Below are 16,590 nucleotides of genomic sequence, written 5' to 3'. Positions count from 1 at the left end.
AATCAAATATTTGATAAGAATAAAACAAAAAAGCCGATGATTTACTTTTTTTGTTATGATTTTAAGTTAAATATTTACATAAAAAAACAACGATTTTGTTAAAAAAAAGTGTTTATATATTATAATTATTTTAACAATATTAAATGAAGATAGAGGGAAATATGGCTAATCAACACATATGCGATATGAAACACATAAAAACGCACGGAGAAGACTTTACACAAGAATTGGAATATTATTTGAATAAATTTTCAATGACTCAAAAAGAGTTGGCTTTAAGATTAGGGATTAGTATTAAACATATTAATTCAATTATGAATAATGAAGTAAATGACATTAGTATGAATGTTATCGAAGCCTTGGAATATGCCTTTCATTTAGAAACTGGTACGCTAACAGAAGTTTATCACATATATAACAATAAAAATGAAGTTATTAAAAATGAAGGAATAGAGCATAAACTTAACAAATATGGAGCACCATTTTTGATTGAACATCCAGAATTAGCACTAGCAGCTAATATTTCAATAAAACAAAATACACCACTACATATTAAACTTATGATGTTAAAGAGATTTTATGGCGTTAGTGATTTGACATTTTACGACAAATATTTAGAAGAAAATATATTGGCTGAACCAAGTACATATGAGAATCCGAATAGTAAAATTTGAATCAGATTTTGTGAGCTTTCTGCTGCTAATATTTCTGGATTAAATCAGCTTGGAACATTCAGAAAGTCAATGTTTGATCCGCTTTATAAAAAGATTTTGAATATCATCGGTAATGAATCAATCACTTTTAAAGATAAATTTGTATCGATTAAAAAGGTTCTTTTAAATAAAGGTATCGTTTTGATAACAATGCCATTTATTAAAAACAGTTTAATTAGAGCTGTTTCACTAAAAAAAGGTGCAAAAAGATTTATTTTTCTATCTGATATGAATAAACTTGAAGGTCATATATTTTATTCATTACTTCATGAAATTGTTCATTGTTACTTCCCTGACTTTTCAGAAAATGAAATTGATAATAAAGTAATTTCAGAATATTATGAATGAGAAAAATCTAGGGTTTCAAATTATAAAGCTGTTTATGATGCAATTAACGCTTATGAACAAAGTAGAATTATAAAAGAACGCAATAAAGATGTAGATATTTCTTATATTTGAACTTTATTGAAAGAAAAATATCCTTATGTATCGTTTGAAACGGAAGAAATAGAAAGCGAAATTTCTGAAAAAGAATAATTTTAATATTAAAAGATAGCGAATAATGCTATCTTTTTTATTGATTTTTAAGGGATATTTTTCTTTTATGCAATATAAACAATCAATAAGCATTTTATAATTCCGATATATGCAATCACAGCCCCTTTTGAAGTAGTTGTTTTGCTTTACTGATTTTCTAGTTTATAACGCAATTCAAAATCAGGGAATAGTTTTTGCTTTTTTGTATTGCTAATTTTTTTCTATTATTCCAGCGTTTATAGCAATGATGACATTGTGATACAAGGGGCTTAAACTAAAAAAACTAGGAAAATCCTAGTCATTTTCTTTATTTTCTAAATCTTCAAATGCATCGCTTTGATTGTATTTAACTATATCAACTGGATTAACAAACATTAGATTGTTAAATATAGAAGAAATCTTTTTGTATTTTTCGCCATAAATATTAATCAAGTACTGGTCATATTCGTTAATATATTTAATATCAATATCTTGAATCTTATCGTCACTTATTTTATAGCTTACATTAGATATTCATTTATTTGTTGAACTTTTTTTAATAATTGGTTCAGTGATGATAAAGCCTTCGTGAGCGTCATCAAATAAAGAATTAACAATATCCTTGTAGGTTATTAATTTTGTGTGTTTTTTTAATAATTTTGAGAGATTGATTTTATTGTTAAGTTTTCCAACGTTACTGCTTGATAAGGTTGCGTAGTAATTAACAAAACTCTTATAACGATTAGAAAATTTAATATACTGTTTTACTTTTTTTAATTTAGTAGGAATGATTAAATTTATATTTATAAATGACTGCTCTTCATAAAAATTATTAGGGTTTTCTAGGAATTTATTTTGCAAACTATAATAGTCTGAATGTAAGGTTGAGTCTAAAATTAATTCAGGAACAATGTTTTTTAGTTTTGAATATGAAAAAATATCCATCATAACATCAAAATGATCCAGTTCTTCTAGTAAATTATTTTCAGAAAACAAGGCTAACAAACTATGAGAATCTAAGCTTCATCATAGATTATTTTGTTTGCAGATGTCACTAAATTTTTTTAGTATTTTATACTTCTCTTCTTTGACTTTATTCATAATAAATAATTATAAATTATTACATTAAAAGTGCATGTAATAAATAGCTTAAAAAATGGTAAAATTATCTATAGTATATTTAGAAAGGGAAATATGTCAAGCGAAAATAAAAAAACAAGAACAACAGAACAAAAAGCTAAAAGAAAAAAAATGCTTTGAGGTATTACGTTTGGAATAGCTGGTGCAGCCATTTTAACTGCAGGTATTGGGATTCCATTAGTGCAAGCGCAAAAAGCATTACCTAAACCGACTCCACTTTTAAAAGACGATTCAATTTTAATGACTTTAACAGGGCCAGATGGTAAAGCGATTGAAGTTACATGAGGAGATGTTAATACTGTTCACGAAATTGTAAATGCAAATAAAAATATTGCAACTGGTGTTGAAAGCCATTTAACAAAATATTTATACGAACAAGAATATAAGGGTTCATTGTGATATGAAGCTGTTTATAATGCCGATAAAGCTAAAAAAGATGAACGTAAATTTGCATTACAATCAATTGAAAGCATTAGAACTGAAATTACTAAAAGCTTAAATGATTTAGAAAAAAAATATCAAGAACAATTTGGTCTAGAAAAGAAATGAGAAGAAAAGTTCCTTGCTGATTTATCATCACCAGCATATGGTAATTCAAAATCAAAATCTGAAGCTATCGAATACAAGGTTACTGAGAGATTGAATAGAGATGCTTATAGAAGATATGAAACTCAAGTTAATACTGATTTTAGCTATAATGAATTAAAAAATGGTATTGTTGCTAACAAAGATGTTTTTTATACATACGAAGGCAAGAGAGTTGATATCGCTAAAAAAGGTGATGTTATTAATTTGCAATTTGCAGTTGAAAATAAAAACTATGTTTTACCAGCAGCGGATACTATCGAATTAAAAACAGATAATAAAGATGATATAAAAATTCCAATTTTTACAACCAGATCATTTATTAATGAATATAAAAATGCTGATAGATTTATCGCACCTTGAATAGCTAGAAAGCAATCAATTGTTTCTTCAATGTCATTATCTGCGCATCCTAATGCAAAAGATAGCACTGCGCCTTGAACTATAACAAAAGCTGAAGCAATTAAACTATTGACTTTTAGTTCATATTTATCAAATAATAACCAAGTTCAATTGGCATTAGGTATTGATAAACTAAAAGACTTTAGTGGTGTTAGTCCTTTATTATCATCAGCGACTATAACCGCTGAAGAAGAATTGAAAGTTAAGAATACCGAAAGATTAATTCAATATGTTGCTTCAGATCAATCGTCAGCGTCAAAATATGGTTCAGAGGGTTATAAAAATATAGCTGATCAAATTTCAAGTAATGACCCAGCTAAATATATTCCACTTATATCAATTTTATTAGGCGATGCAAATCAAGAATCTGGAATTTATAAATTCAAACAAGATGATAACTTATTTAAAACACTAAAAGAAAAATTAGTTGCATTATTTGAAGAAAATGAATTTTCATATGATGCTACAACTAAGAAAAAATTTAACGAAGTTTTAACTGGAGAACCAAAAACAAAACAAAAAACCGATAACTACGTTGAAGAGTATACAAAATACAATGATGCAATTAAAAAGTTCATTAACGACATGGATGACAAAGAATTTAATGAAAAATTTGGAACTGCATTAAGAGATACATTTGGTGATTCAAATGATAAGTATAAAATTTCTTCAATAATTAAAGTAAATGATAATTATGTTGAAGTTTCTGGTACGGGAATTGTAATTAAAAGCGTTTTCCAATTAAATGATAAAGAAGCTGTTGAGAGATTAATTACTCATGATTTAGCTATTCAATCAAAAGCAAATTATACAAATACATTAACAACACAACTATTTAACCTAAGCACTATTTTTTCAGAAATTCTAACTAAAGATTTTATGGTAAATGATTTATTATCACAAACTGAATTTAAAAACTACATTAAAGACCAAGAATTCACTAATTTAGATGGTAAGAAAGTTAAATTTACTGACGATGATATTACAAAAGCATTAAATTATGAAAAATTACTTGACGAAAGCAAGAGATACAATTTAATTCAAAACAAGGCAAATCAAATTAAAGATTTTATTAAATCAAAATTTGACAATGGACTTTATTCAGACTTTAAATATGACTCAGCATCAAATCAATTTTACTTAGATCCACATACAAATAAAGATGTATTAGAATACTTGTTTGATACTATTATTAACTTTATTAAAGGAATATACGGAGGGACAAAATAATGAAAAAATCAAATAAAATATTAGCGTTATTATCACCTTTGGCAATTATTCCAGCATCAGCAGTGGTGGCATGTAGTAATAAAGATGTCGAAAAAGATAACCCAGGAAATCAAGATAGAGTTTTAAAAGAAAATCTAACTAGGAACCAAATTCTAACCGCAATCACAAATAAATATTTAACTTCTTTTTATGCTGACGAAGTTTCAACAGTTTCAGAAAACGATAAGAAAAATGACCCAATTTTAGTTTTATTAAACCGTGATGGATCTAATTTATTTAACGATGCTAAAGATATATTTCAATTTTATGCAACTAGTAAATTAAAAACTAACCCTCAGTTTTTCTGAGCTTTAAAATCAGATTATATTAATGCAAATATTGATACATCTGATTTTAACCCAGCGCCATTTGCAATCCCTAGTGATTCAGATTTTAAATTCATGTTAACAAATTCGCACTTAATCTCAACTAATATTCGTTTAGATATTCAAAAATTATTATTGAATCGTTTATATTTATTAAAAAATCGTGACGAATATAGAAAATTAGCTAATAACGAAAAAGGTCAAGATAAATATCAATTATCTTTATCAAAAAAAATGGAAGATAAAGATACATCATTGTTACAAAAAGATATTTATAAGTCATTAAACTTTGCTGATAATTCACTTTATTTAGTTAAATATTTAATTGACAATCCAATACTTGAATCATGAAGCTTTACAGATAATAGGGACATGAATTTACGTTGAGGAAAAGCTAATATTTCAACATTTGCAGAATTTAATGCCTTAGCTTCATATAATCCGTCAGGAAACCCTCAATATGATTTAAATCCAAAAGCTAAATATCCAACTGAATTAATTGCAACTGGTAAATCAGAAGGCAATGATGTTTTGAATAATCTATTAGCTTATAAAGGTATTATTAAAAATAGCTACACAAGTGGAATTTTATCTTCATCACTTTATGGAATTCAAAATAATTTAGCTCCAGTTTATGGCTTTGTAGATCCTACAAATAACCGTGTATATTCACAAGACAGTTTTAAATTTGCTGCAATTTTAGCTAACTTAATAAACCAACCTAATGCAAAGGTTACAGAAGCTTTAAATAATAAAGCTAAACAAGATAAGTTGACTTCATTTAATGCAAATGATTTCGAATTTGAAAATTTAACTAGAGATAATGAAAGTACTTCGTTATTTACAAAATCAGTCACTTTATCAGGTTCTGAAACTTACAATGTTGAATATAAACAACAAGGTACTATTTCATTTGATGGACAAGTTTTAAATATTCCAATGCGTTTAACTGTTAAAGAGCTATCATTAAACAATTATTATGATTTTAATGCTAAACTCAACTATGATAAAGCAAATAAAACATTTAGCGCTCAAACTGAAACTATTGCATTTAATTTAGACAAATACCCAACAAAAATAGATGTTATTAAAGATAATCAAATCAATGCTCAATATGTAGTTAAAATAGCCCCTTTATATCAAGAAGCTAAAGTACTAGATGTTGAAGGCAAAGAACTTACAAAAAAAGTTTTATCATTCACTAACACTCCATGATCAGAAGAAAGTCAACAAAAAATTATTGCTAATAATATTATTATTAATAATTTAGATGCAATTTTTAGAGATGCAGTTGCTTACTTTAAATTTATTGGATTTGAATTTGATACTACAAAAATGAATAAAACCGTTTTAGATATATTAAAAATAGAAGGATTAATATAAGATGGAAAGAGACATATTTCAAAGAATTATAGATAGAGATATCCCAGCAACAATTATTTATGAAGATGCGCAAGTTATTGCCTTTTTAGATATTGACCCAGAAACTAAAGGACATTTTTTAGTTGTTCCTAAAAAATATTCAGAGAACTTATATGATATTAAGGATGAAGAACTTGCAAACTTAATTTTAGTAGCTAGAAATTTAGCTTTAGAGCAAGTTGAAAAATTAAATGCCGATGGTTTTAAACTTCAAATTAATAATAATGAATCAGCTGGTCAATCTGTATTCAGAACACATGTTCACATTATTCCTTGCTATGAAGATTAATAATTAAGATAACAGCGATGTTATCTTTTTTATTTGCCATTAATTTATAATTTAATTATGGAATATGAAATAGTTGGAATAGTAATTGATAAAAAAGAAATTAACGAATTTGATGAAATAGTTACAGTTTTATCAAGCAATGGTGTAATCAAGTTTTTTGCTCAAAGTACAAGAAAATTAACATCTAAAAATGCACCTAGCTTAAATATGTTATTTTTATCAAATTTTGAGCTAGTAAACACTGAAACTAATACGCTTCTACCAAGATTAAAACGTGCTACAACTATTAAAAGCTTCCCTTTAAAATCAAATTTATTAACAGAAATTAATGATTTAAAATACTTTTTATCTAAAATAGAAAAGACAAATTGTCAGGAGTTAATTTCGACATATGAAGAGATTATTGAAGATATTGAAAATTCAAAGGATAAGGTAATTATTTATATCTTGAATAAAATACTTCTAGTGATGGGACTTTATCCAATATTTGGGCAATGTTCTGAATGCGAAAATACAAATAACATTGTGGATTTTAAATTCCATCGTGGCGGTTTTTTATGTCGCTATCATTCAAATGATAAATTGGACTATGATGTGTTAAACTCACTTTATTGACTTAGCAAAACATATTGAAGTTTCAAAGATGAATGTGATTATTTATCAGCATCTCTAATTAGAAAAATGATCACGTTTTATTTGGTTGAAAATATATAGAAAGGAAATTATGAAAAAAGTTATAAAAAAACTTAACTATCTACTTAGTTATTATATATCTGTAGCTTCATTGGGCTTTTTATTTATTATTGCCTCTATGGTAGTTTTTATGAAAAGATCTGAAATCAAATTAACAGATGTGGCCTATTCAATGACAGTTTTAAGTTTAATAACAGCAGGGCTTGCCTTATTTTTTGTATTTATAAGATTAAGTTTTTTTAATATTACATTGAAAAAAGTGATGAAACAACTTAGTGAGTATTTAACTGATTCAAAATTATCAGTTGATGAAATTAACATTTTACAAGCCAAAAAAGTTATCGAATATAACGATATTAGATTGAAATCAAGTTGCTTATTTTATAAAAAATATTTAAAAAATTCAGTTGTGGAGTGAAGTGATGAACAATATTAACGAAAGATATGTCAATTTAAATAAAAGAATCAAAAAATCAACTAAAGTTACATCAATATTAAGCGTTTTATATTATGTTTTCTTAGCTTTATCTCTTGGATTTACATTTTCTTTTGGCTTGTTAACTCCATATACTAAAACAATAAGCAATATTATTAATCCAATCGGCTATACTTGTTATACTCTGACAATTTTATTTATGATTTTATTATTCGTTTTTGAAAAGAAAAGAAGAGTTAACAATATTGAAAATATAATTCTTTTTAATCATATCTTATTAGATGATGAAGAAATATTATATTCGTTAGCGAAAAAACATTCACTTAACTTTAACAATATAGTTAATAATCTAAACATAAACGATATAGTAAACCTTGATAAAGAAACTACTGAATATATTTTAAAAGAGTTAAATGAAAATAAAGATAAAACTATTTATTTAAAATTTGCTAATTTTGAAGGCGATGAAAAACTTAGAGACTTAATTAAAAACCACCCTAAAATTAGCCAAGGATATCAAATAGAAGATGATATTTTAACTTTTATTGTTAACAAAAGTTATATTCCAATTATCGAGGTTATTGACTGTTTAGAGTTTAAAAAGCTTAATGTTTTTACAAACTCTAAGCAGCTAAAAATTATTATTGATTATCATAGTAGAATTAATAACTTTTCTATTGATTGTGAATTGATAAAATAAAAGCCAGAATTCTGGCTTTTAAATTTTTATTTTTTTCAGCTATATTCTTTGATTAATTCAATGCTTTTTTCGTATTCTAAATCATTGCTTCCAATAATTTGTTTTATTCAACTTCCGTAAACTTGATTTCCAGGAATAAATACATAACTTGCACTTCATTGTTGTTTGGTTCAGGTTTTAGTTTTGTCATCATATGTTACTGATTTATTATTTAAATCTGTATTACCAAATAGTTTTCCATATCCTGATTCATCAGAATATAATGCGCTATTTATTGATTGCAAACTAATTTGTTTTGATTTTGTAAAATTATCATTAAAATCAGAAATGTCATCGCCAACTCTCATAACAACTTTAAAGCTAATATCTGCAACTCCATCGATTGTGAATTTCTTATCGCTTACTGCATTCATTCTAGTTTCTTTATTATCAAAACCATTTGTTGTTGTTCAAGGAGTGGCACTTTTTGTATCCACACCCTTCATTCATCAAATTCAATCTGGCATGTATTTTTCTTCTAATTTTAAAGCCTTAAGGTTGTTAAATGAACCTTGCTTGTGTTCTGACATTTTACGGTTAGAGTTAAACATTACAACTCCACCTTTTGATCAAACATATTTTATAAAATCAATTGCGCCAGGAACTTCTTCTGATATACCGGCACTTACAAATTCACTTCATAAATTATAGTCATATGTCATTCCATTTAATAAAAAATAATTTTGTAATTTAAAGTTATCTAAAACAGTTTCATCTAAGTCCATAAATACGACTGGAATAGATTTTCCTTCGTCAGGTTTTGTTAAAACAACCTTATCATTGTTCACTTTTACATTGGTTGTTGAAATCATATCTTGTGTGATCATTTTGTCAAATGCAACCTTAGCATTTGCATACGCTTGTAAACTTTGTGCCACTTTATCGCCACTAAATGAGTTTCAAACATTTGATTTTAAACCAATTGCTACGTCAAGTTTGTCATTGAATTTGGCTAATTTGTTATTTGCTTCTGTTAATTTTGTATTAAGTGCTGTAATTTGGCTTTTTAAATCAGCATTTTCTTTATTTAGCTTTTCAGAATCAGCATTATTTGTATTGCAAGCTGCTAATGCTAAAGGAGCTGCAGCTACCAATGATGTGGGTATTAAAAATTTAAAAATATTTTTTTTCATTTATTTATATAACCTTTCATTTTTATATCCTAAAAATAATTATATAGAATAAATATATATAAAAAATAAAATACCATAAGGCATTTTATTCTAAATAATTATTCAAACTTTACTGATGTTTTAGGATTTGATTTTTTAGCTTCGCTATTTGATTTAGTATCTTTTTTGTTCACTTTGCTTTTTTGAGTTGTCGAATTTTTCTTATCAATATTGTTTTCATCATCTTCAACTTCTGATTTATCGTGGTCGGTAAATAATATAGTTGGAATAATAACAACATTTCTACGTTTGTTTTTATAGAAAAATGGAACTAGTCTGTCAATCATTAATTGTTTTAGTTGAGGCACTGTTCAATCGTTTGAATTTTTAATAGTATATAAAACAGCACCATGAACAAGTCTTTTAGCTTCTTCGATTAAATGCAATGAATTTTTAACAAAAAATGCGCCTCTTGAAACTATTCTTGGTTTACCCAAAATTAGATTTTTTTCTTTATTGATTGCAATGATAACATGCATAAATCCGTTTTGGCCTAATTCCATTCTTTCTTTCATAATTTGTGTGTTTGTTTTAGAAAGAATATTTCCATCGATAAATACAGGACCAAAATATCTTTTTTCTTCGGATAATCTTAGTTTATGATCTTCTAAATAATATACATCGCCAAGCTTTGCTATAAAAATATTTTCGGGGTCAACACCTGATTCAGTTGCTGTATAACCGTGAACAACACTCATTCTATATTCGCCGTGGTAAGGCATGAAATATTTAGGTTTTGTTAATTCAAAAATCTTCTCATGTTCTTCTTTATATGCATGCCCTGAAGTATGTAAATAACCATCAATACCGTTTTCTCTAATAATTGCACCTAATTTGTATAATCTATTAACTAAAAGTTCAATTTTTGACCTATTACCAGGAATAGGACTTGAAGAAAAAATAACTGTGTCTTTAGGTTTAATAGTTACATTAGGGTGCTTTCCAAAACTCATTTTAGCAAGTCCGGCAAGCTCTTCTCCTTGCGATCCTGTTGTTAAAATTAATAACTCATTGTCGTCAAATTTAGACATATTCTTTTTGTCTATGAATATTTCATTAGGAGCCTCGATGTATCCTAGTCTTCTACCAATGTCAATATTATCAACCATTGAACGACCAAAAGCAATAACTTTTTTACCCATTGAAGCGGCTAATTCAATAATGGCCTTAATTCTAGTTAAATTTGACGCAAAAGCAGTAACGATAATTTTTTTCTCTGCTTCTTTCATATATTTTTCAATATCTTTTAATATATCGCTTTCAGAAGGTGAATGGTTTGGACGCATAGCGTTTGTTGAGTCTGAAAATAAAATATCTAAACCTTCGTCGCCAATTTGTTTTAATTTACTAAAATCAGTCATGTTTCCGATCGGCGTATAATCGAATCTAAAGTCACCGGTCATCATTAGAGAACCATTAGGCGTTTTAACCCTAACTCCAAAAGCATCAGGAATCGAATGTTGCGCAGTTCAAAAATCAACTTGACAACTTCCGAAATTTCAAACAGCATCTTTAGTAGTCTCGATAAATTCAATATTTCTCTTAATTTTAAAATCCTCAAATTTTAGCTTTAAATATTGTATTGCTATTCTAGGCGCAAAAATTCTTTTAACATCAACTTGTTGAACTAAATAAGGAACACCACCGATGTGATCTTCGTGCCCGTGAGTTATAAATAATCCTTCAATCTTTTCTTGATTTTCAGTTAAATAGGTAAAATCAGGAATAGAACCATTAACACCTGTTGCGAACGAATCGCAAAACTTAATACCAGTATCAATAATAAAAATATGCTTATCATATTCAATTACTAATGTACTTTTTCCTATTTCTTGCATTCCGCCTAAACCAAAAATTTTAGTAGGTTTCATATTTCCTCCATTTTTTATTATCCTAAGTTTTTATTATCCTAAGAAATTGTTTAAGACTTTAACGATATTATTTTAACAAATATAAATATTAATAATTGTAAAAATAATATTTATTTATCGTTTTTTATTTTAATAATGATTTTGCTAAAAAAATAACTTGTTTTTATTAATATTTATCATTTTTTTCGATATATATTTTCAATGAAAATAAAAATTTAATTTATTTTTAGAAAAAAAGCAAAAATAATGTACTATTTTTACCATGACTAGAAAAGAATTAGAAGAAAAAAAACATTTCGTAAAAAAATCATATTCTGACGCTAAAAAAGTTGTTTTACGTGGAAACATGTTTATGCTTGCTATTGGTTTATTACTAGGAGCATCATTTGGTGCACTAGTATCATCATTAGCAAATGACATTATTATGTCAGCAATTACAAGAGCAATTAGATTGAACGTAAATGACTGAATTTTATGGCCTTTAGTAAACAATGGAAAAGTTGAAGGTGGTATTTACATCGGTAGATTTTTATCAGCTTTATTACAATTTGTAATTGTTTCTTCATTTATTTTTGTTGGTTTATTAATTACTTTTACAATCAAAAACTCAATTGATTATCATAAAGCTAAAAAACAACCAATCGAAGAAGAAAAAGTTGAAGAAGTTAAACCAACTACAGAAGAATTGATTTTAGAAGAATTACGTAAAATGAATTTAGAAATGTTAAAATCAAAAAACACTACTACAAAAACAACAAAAACAAGTACTAAATAAGTTAAAGTGGCTGACTAGCCGCTTTTTTATTTTATTTTGTATTATTTTTAAAAATGGTAAGAAAATCAATAAAATGGACGAGTTATTACTATTTTTGTGTAATAAACTTTTAAAAATAGCATTTTTTAGACTAGATTTTAAATTATAGTATAATTTTAAGCGTGTTATATATACACGTAAGAATGTCTAAAACACAAAAAATAAAACTAAATTTACATAAGGAGAAAAATTAAATATGCCTATGAATTTAAAAGGTCGTAGTTTAGACTCAGCTCTAAACTTCACCACAGAACAAATTAACTACATTTTAGATTTATCACAAGAATTAAAAAGAGCTAAAATGCAAGGATTACATGTAAACAACCGTCCATTAGTTGGAAAAAACATTGTTATCTTATTCCAAAAAGACTCAACTAGAACACGTTGTTCATTCGAAGTTGCTGCAGCTGACTTAGGTGCAAGCTGTACATACATTGGCCCAACAGGATCAAACTTCGGTAAAAAAGAATCAGTTGAAGATACAGCTATGGTTCTTGGAGAAATCTACGATGGTATTGAATTCCGTGGATTCAAACAATCAGACGTTGAAGCTTTAGCTAAATACTCAGGTGTTCCTGTATGAAACGGTTTAACCGACGCTGAACACCCAACACAAATGTTCGCTGACTACTTAACAATGAAAGAATTCGTTGGAGACTTAAAAGGTAAAAAATTAGTATTCGCTGGTGACATTAAAAACAACGTTGCTCGTTCATTAATGATCGGTGCTGCATTCTTTGGTGTTAACATCGTTTTATGCGGACCTAAAGCTCAATGAGACATCGTTAAAAACGGTGAAGACCACAAACCAGTTTACGATGCTTGTTTAAAACTATTCGAACGTAATGGTGGATCAGTTTCATTCTCAGACAACAAATTAGAAGCTGCTAAAGATGCAGATGCTATTTACACAGACGTTTGAGTATCATTAGGTGAACCATTCGAACTATTCGAACCACGTATTCAAGAATTAGGTGCTTTCCAAGTTGATATGGCTATGATTAAAGCTGCTAAAGAAAGTGTTATCTTCCTACACTGCTTACCTGCATTCCACGATGACAAAACTTTATTCTCAGCTGAAATCAAAGAAAAACTTGGATCAAAATACCCAGTTGTAGCAACCGGTGCTATGGAAGTTACAGACGAAGTATTCCAATCAAAATACAACAAATCAATTCAACAAGCTGGAAACCGTATGCACACAATTAAAGCTGTTATTCTAGCAACATTAGGATACTAGTTATGAGTAGAATTGTTATTGCATTAGGCGGAAATGCTTTAGGAAATAACCCTGCTGAACAAAAAGAATTAGTTAAAGTTCCAGCTAAAAAAATTGCTGAACTAGTTAAAGCAGGACACGAAGTTATTGTTGGACACGGAAATGGTCCACAAGTTGGTATGATTTTTAACGCATTCGTATCAGCAAACTCAGTTAATGAAAAATCACCATTAGTACCATTACCTGAAGCTGGTGCAATGAGTCAAGGTTACATCGGATACCACATGGTTAATGCTATTACTAATGCATTCCAAGCTGAAGGATTAAAAGATAAAGAAGTTCTTTATGTTTTAACACAAACATTAGTAGATGCAAAAGACCCAGCATTCGAAAACCCAACAAAACCAATTGGCCCATTCTTTGCAACACGTGAAGCAGCTGAAGCTGCAAACCCAAACAGTGTTATTGTAGAAGATGCTGGTCGTGGATACAGAAAAGTTGTTGCTTCTCCAAAACCTTTAAACTTTGTTGGAATTAACCAAATCGAAAAAGCTATTAATGCAGGAGCAACTGTAATCGTTGGTGGTGGTGGTGGAATTCCAACCATTAAAGACGAAAACGGTTTCATTCAAGGTGTTGATGGTGTTATCGATAAAGACTTTGCTTTAGCAAAAATGGCTGCTTTAGCAAAAGCTGATTTCTTCATTGTTTTAACAGCTGTAGATTTCGTTAAAGTAAATTACGGAAAACCAGATCAAAAAGATCTAAAAGAAGTAAATAAAGAAGAATTATTAAAATACATCGATGAAAAACAATTTGCACCTGGAAGCATGTTACCAAAAGTACAAGCTGCTATTAAATTCGTTGAAGAAGGTGGAAAAGCTGCTTACATCGGAGATTTAAAAGATTTAGAAGACATTATTGCTGGTAAAATCGGAACTAAAGTTACTCTAAACTAATTAAGTTTTATATATGAAAAACAACCGAATTAATCTCGGTTGTTTTTAGTTTTATAATTGCTTTTTACTTTGTTAGCTCATATAAAATAATTGATGTAGCTGATGCAACATTTAAAGATTGAACTGAGTCACTTTTTTGTTCGATATAAATAACTTCATCAGCGTGCTTTATTAATGTTGATGATACGCCTTTTTCTTCGTTTCCCACAATGACACAAGACGGTTTTGCAAAATTTGTTTTATGTAGTTTGCTTGCTTGATTATTAAGAGCTGAAGCATAAACTCAAAATCCATTTTTCTTTAGTTGTTCACATGCTTCAAATAATGAAGAAACTTTAACAATTTTGACATTTCTAAAACCACCAGAAGAAACCTTCATAACTGTTGATGTAACATCACACGCTCTATCTTTAGGAATTATAATGTGTTTAATTCCAAAAACATTAGCAGAGCGAATTATTGCTCCGAAATTTTGTGGATCTTGAATATGATCTAAAATTAATACATTTTCAGGTTTATCTTTTAAAATGGTTCCTAAATCATAGTATTGATAGTCGTCAATTTCTGCTATGTAACCCTGATGGTTTTCTTTGGTCATTTTGTCCATTTGAATACTATCAACATAGACAATATTTTTGAAATTAATTTCTTTATTAACTAGCCCTTTTCTTAAATAAAGTTTTTTAATTGGATAGTTTTTATTGAGTGCTTCTAAAACTGAATTTTTGCCGCAAATTAATTTCACTATATAAGCTCCTTATCCTTTAATATATTTCTTAACTTGTCTGCTTGTTCGTAATTTTTATTAGCAACTTCTTTTTTTCAACTAGCATATATTTTTTTATCTTCTTCAGAAATTGTTTCTTTTACAAAACTAAAGCCTAAGATTTCCATCACTCTTAAAAATGTGTTGTAATCTTCACTTTTTTTAGTTAATTTAATAATTTCGGCATAAGCCTTTGAAAATTCTAATTCAGCTACGAATTGAATTATTCTTTTAACGGTTTCGTTATTAACATCATTGTTAATTGATTCTAAAATAACTTTACTATTTATTTGTTTAAATTTAGTTACTTGCGCATAATTAACTTCGAATAATTCATCAGTTAAGTTAATAGGTTTACTGTAGCTTGTTGTTAACATCAAAAGTTTATAGGTATCTGAATTATATTTGGCTAAAAAATCGTGTGGATATATAATGTTTCCTATTGACTTTGACATCTTTTGACTTTTGTAATTTAATGTTCCAAAATGCATTCATCCAGAAGAAATATCTTCGTTATGCAATGCATAATGTTGAATATTCTCATTTTCGTGGTGGGGAAAAATTAAGTCTATACCTCCGCCATGAATATCTAATTGTTTGCCTTCAAAATATTTATTTATAAAGCAACTACATTCTGTATGTCATCCTGGTCTTCCTAATCCAAATGGACTGTTATATTTTATTCCATCTGTTGTGTCTTTTCAAAGTGTAAAATCATATGGGTGTTTTTTGCCCAATATTCCGTCTTCATCTTGTAAAAGATTTTCAAGTTTTTGATGACTTATCGAGCCATAATGGTCTTTGAATTTTTCAATATCAAAAAATACATTGCCTCCAACTTGATATGCTGAACCACTGTTGATTAAATCTTGAATATAGTCATACATATCTTGTAGCGAATCTGTAACTCTAATAACTTTAGTTGGCTTTTCAATGTTGAACTTATCAAATAAATCTAAGTAGTAATTTTCAAAAAATTCACTAATTTCTTTTTCTGTTTTATTTTCTTGCTTAGCTTTATTGATAATTTTGTCATCAATATCTGTAATATTGTGTAAATAAAATACTTCCTCTCCCAAGTATCTTTGAGCTCTGATCATTAGATCGAATGTAATTGTTGGTCTTAAATTTCCAATGTGTGGATAGTTATAAACAGTTGGACCACATAAATAATATCTTTTCATAACAATAAATTATATATAAACTGCCAAATTTGTCGTTAAGTTATTTTATAAAATAAAAGTTTAATATTTTATATA

15 protein-coding genes are annotated in these 16,590 nt (G+C 27.8%); 10 read left to right on the top strand and 5 right to left on the bottom strand.

Annotated features, from left to right (window positions below; genetic code table 4):
* The first annotated feature begins 161 nt into the window (after positions 1-161).
* Positions 162-1,250 carry a helix-turn-helix domain-containing protein gene (locus AB5V95_RS02210; RefSeq protein ID WP_369085746.1) on the top strand — a complete coding sequence of 363 codons (1,089 nt, stop codon included), beginning with the start codon at positions 162-164 and terminating at the stop codon, positions 1,248-1,250.
* A gap of 294 nt (positions 1,251-1,544) precedes the next feature.
* On the opposite strand, the gene AB5V95_RS02205 is transcribed toward AB5V95_RS02210, so the two are convergent.
* Positions 1,545-2,330 (bottom strand): hypothetical protein, encoded by a 786-nt coding sequence (locus tag AB5V95_RS02205; RefSeq protein WP_369085745.1) that lies wholly within the window; start codon positions 2,328-2,330, stop codon positions 1,545-1,547.
* A gap of 93 nt (positions 2,331-2,423) precedes the next feature.
* On the opposite strand from AB5V95_RS02205, the gene AB5V95_RS02200 reads away from it, so the two are divergent.
* Genes AB5V95_RS02200 through AB5V95_RS02175 form a run of 6 tightly spaced genes read left to right on the top strand, consistent with a single transcriptional unit; the run spans position 2,424 to position 8,491 of the window.
* On the top strand, positions 2,424-4,586 hold the full coding sequence (locus tag AB5V95_RS02200) for a HinT-interacting membrane complex protein P80 (RefSeq protein ID WP_369085744.1): 2,163 nt from the start codon (positions 2,424-2,426) through the stop codon (positions 4,584-4,586).
* A complete protein-coding gene (locus AB5V95_RS02195) occupies positions 4,586-6,334 on the top strand; it encodes a HinT-interacting membrane complex lipoprotein P60 (RefSeq protein ID WP_369085743.1) in 1,749 nt (582 codons plus the stop codon). Before AB5V95_RS02200 ends, AB5V95_RS02195 begins: the two co-directional genes overlap by 1 nt.
* A gap of 1 nt (position 6,335) precedes the next feature.
* The gene (gene hinT / locus AB5V95_RS02190) at positions 6,336-6,662 is read left to right on the top strand and encodes a histidine triad protein HinT (RefSeq protein WP_027122835.1); all 327 of its coding nucleotides are present in this window, start codon (positions 6,336-6,338) and stop codon (positions 6,660-6,662) included.
* Between the two features lie 57 nt (positions 6,663-6,719).
* Positions 6,720-7,376, top strand: a complete 657-nt coding sequence (gene recO / locus AB5V95_RS02185) for a DNA repair protein RecO (RefSeq protein WP_369085742.1) — start codon at positions 6,720-6,722, stop codon at positions 7,374-7,376.
* A 10-nt stretch (positions 7,377-7,386) separates the two neighbouring features.
* A complete protein-coding gene (locus tag AB5V95_RS02180) occupies positions 7,387-7,791 on the top strand; it encodes a hypothetical protein (RefSeq protein WP_369085741.1) in 405 nt (134 codons plus the stop codon).
* Positions 7,778-8,491 (top strand): hypothetical protein, encoded by a 714-nt coding sequence (locus AB5V95_RS02175; RefSeq protein WP_369085740.1) that lies wholly within the window; start codon positions 7,778-7,780, stop codon positions 8,489-8,491. Before AB5V95_RS02180 ends, AB5V95_RS02175 begins: the two co-directional genes overlap by 14 nt.
* Positions 8,492-8,517: 26 nt before the next feature.
* Here AB5V95_RS02175 and AB5V95_RS02170 read toward each other — a convergent pair whose 3' ends face one another.
* Both AB5V95_RS02170 and AB5V95_RS02165 read right to left on the bottom strand, forming a co-directional pair.
* Entirely contained in the window at positions 8,518-9,663 is a 1,146-nt protein-coding gene (locus AB5V95_RS02170; RefSeq protein WP_369085739.1) for an HAD family acid phosphatase, read from the bottom strand.
* Positions 9,664-9,761: 98 nt separating this feature from the next.
* Positions 9,762-11,573 (bottom strand): ribonuclease J, encoded by a 1,812-nt coding sequence (locus tag AB5V95_RS02165; RefSeq protein ID WP_369085738.1) that lies wholly within the window; start codon positions 11,571-11,573, stop codon positions 9,762-9,764.
* Positions 11,574-11,835: 262 nt separating this feature from the next.
* On the opposite strand from AB5V95_RS02165, the gene AB5V95_RS02160 reads away from it, so the two are divergent.
* The 3 genes from AB5V95_RS02160 (at position 11,836) to arcC (ending at position 14,565) form a co-directional block, all read left to right on the top strand.
* Entirely contained in the window at positions 11,836-12,348 is a 513-nt protein-coding gene (locus AB5V95_RS02160; protein WP_369085737.1) for an MscL family protein, read from the top strand.
* A gap of 235 nt (positions 12,349-12,583) precedes the next feature.
* Complete coding sequence (argF, locus tag AB5V95_RS02155; RefSeq protein WP_027122842.1) at positions 12,584-13,627, top strand: ornithine carbamoyltransferase; 1,044 nt, start codon at positions 12,584-12,586, stop codon at positions 13,625-13,627.
* Positions 13,628-13,629: 2 nt separating this feature from the next.
* The gene (arcC, locus tag AB5V95_RS02150) at positions 13,630-14,565 is read left to right on the top strand and encodes a carbamate kinase (RefSeq protein ID WP_369085736.1); all 936 of its coding nucleotides are present in this window, start codon (positions 13,630-13,632) and stop codon (positions 14,563-14,565) included.
* 64 nt (positions 14,566-14,629) lie between these two features.
* On the opposite strand, the gene rlmB is transcribed toward arcC, so the two are convergent.
* Positions 14,630-15,310, bottom strand: coding sequence for a 23S rRNA (guanosine(2251)-2'-O)-methyltransferase RlmB (rlmB, locus tag AB5V95_RS02145; protein WP_369085735.1), 681 nt, complete (start codon positions 15,308-15,310; stop codon positions 14,630-14,632).
* Positions 15,310-16,515, bottom strand: a complete 1,206-nt coding sequence (locus AB5V95_RS02140; protein WP_369085734.1) for a class I tRNA ligase family protein — start codon at positions 16,513-16,515, stop codon at positions 15,310-15,312. Before AB5V95_RS02140 ends, rlmB begins: the two co-directional genes overlap by 1 nt.
* Between the last annotated feature and the right edge of the window lie 75 nt (positions 16,516-16,590).

Source organism: Metamycoplasma spumans, from assembly GCF_041026625.1.
Lineage (GTDB): Bacteria > Bacillota_I > Bacilli_A > Mycoplasmatales > Metamycoplasmataceae > Metamycoplasma > Metamycoplasma spumans.
Note: the sequence above shows the minus strand (reverse complement) of the source record. Positions and strands in the feature narration are given on the sequence as shown.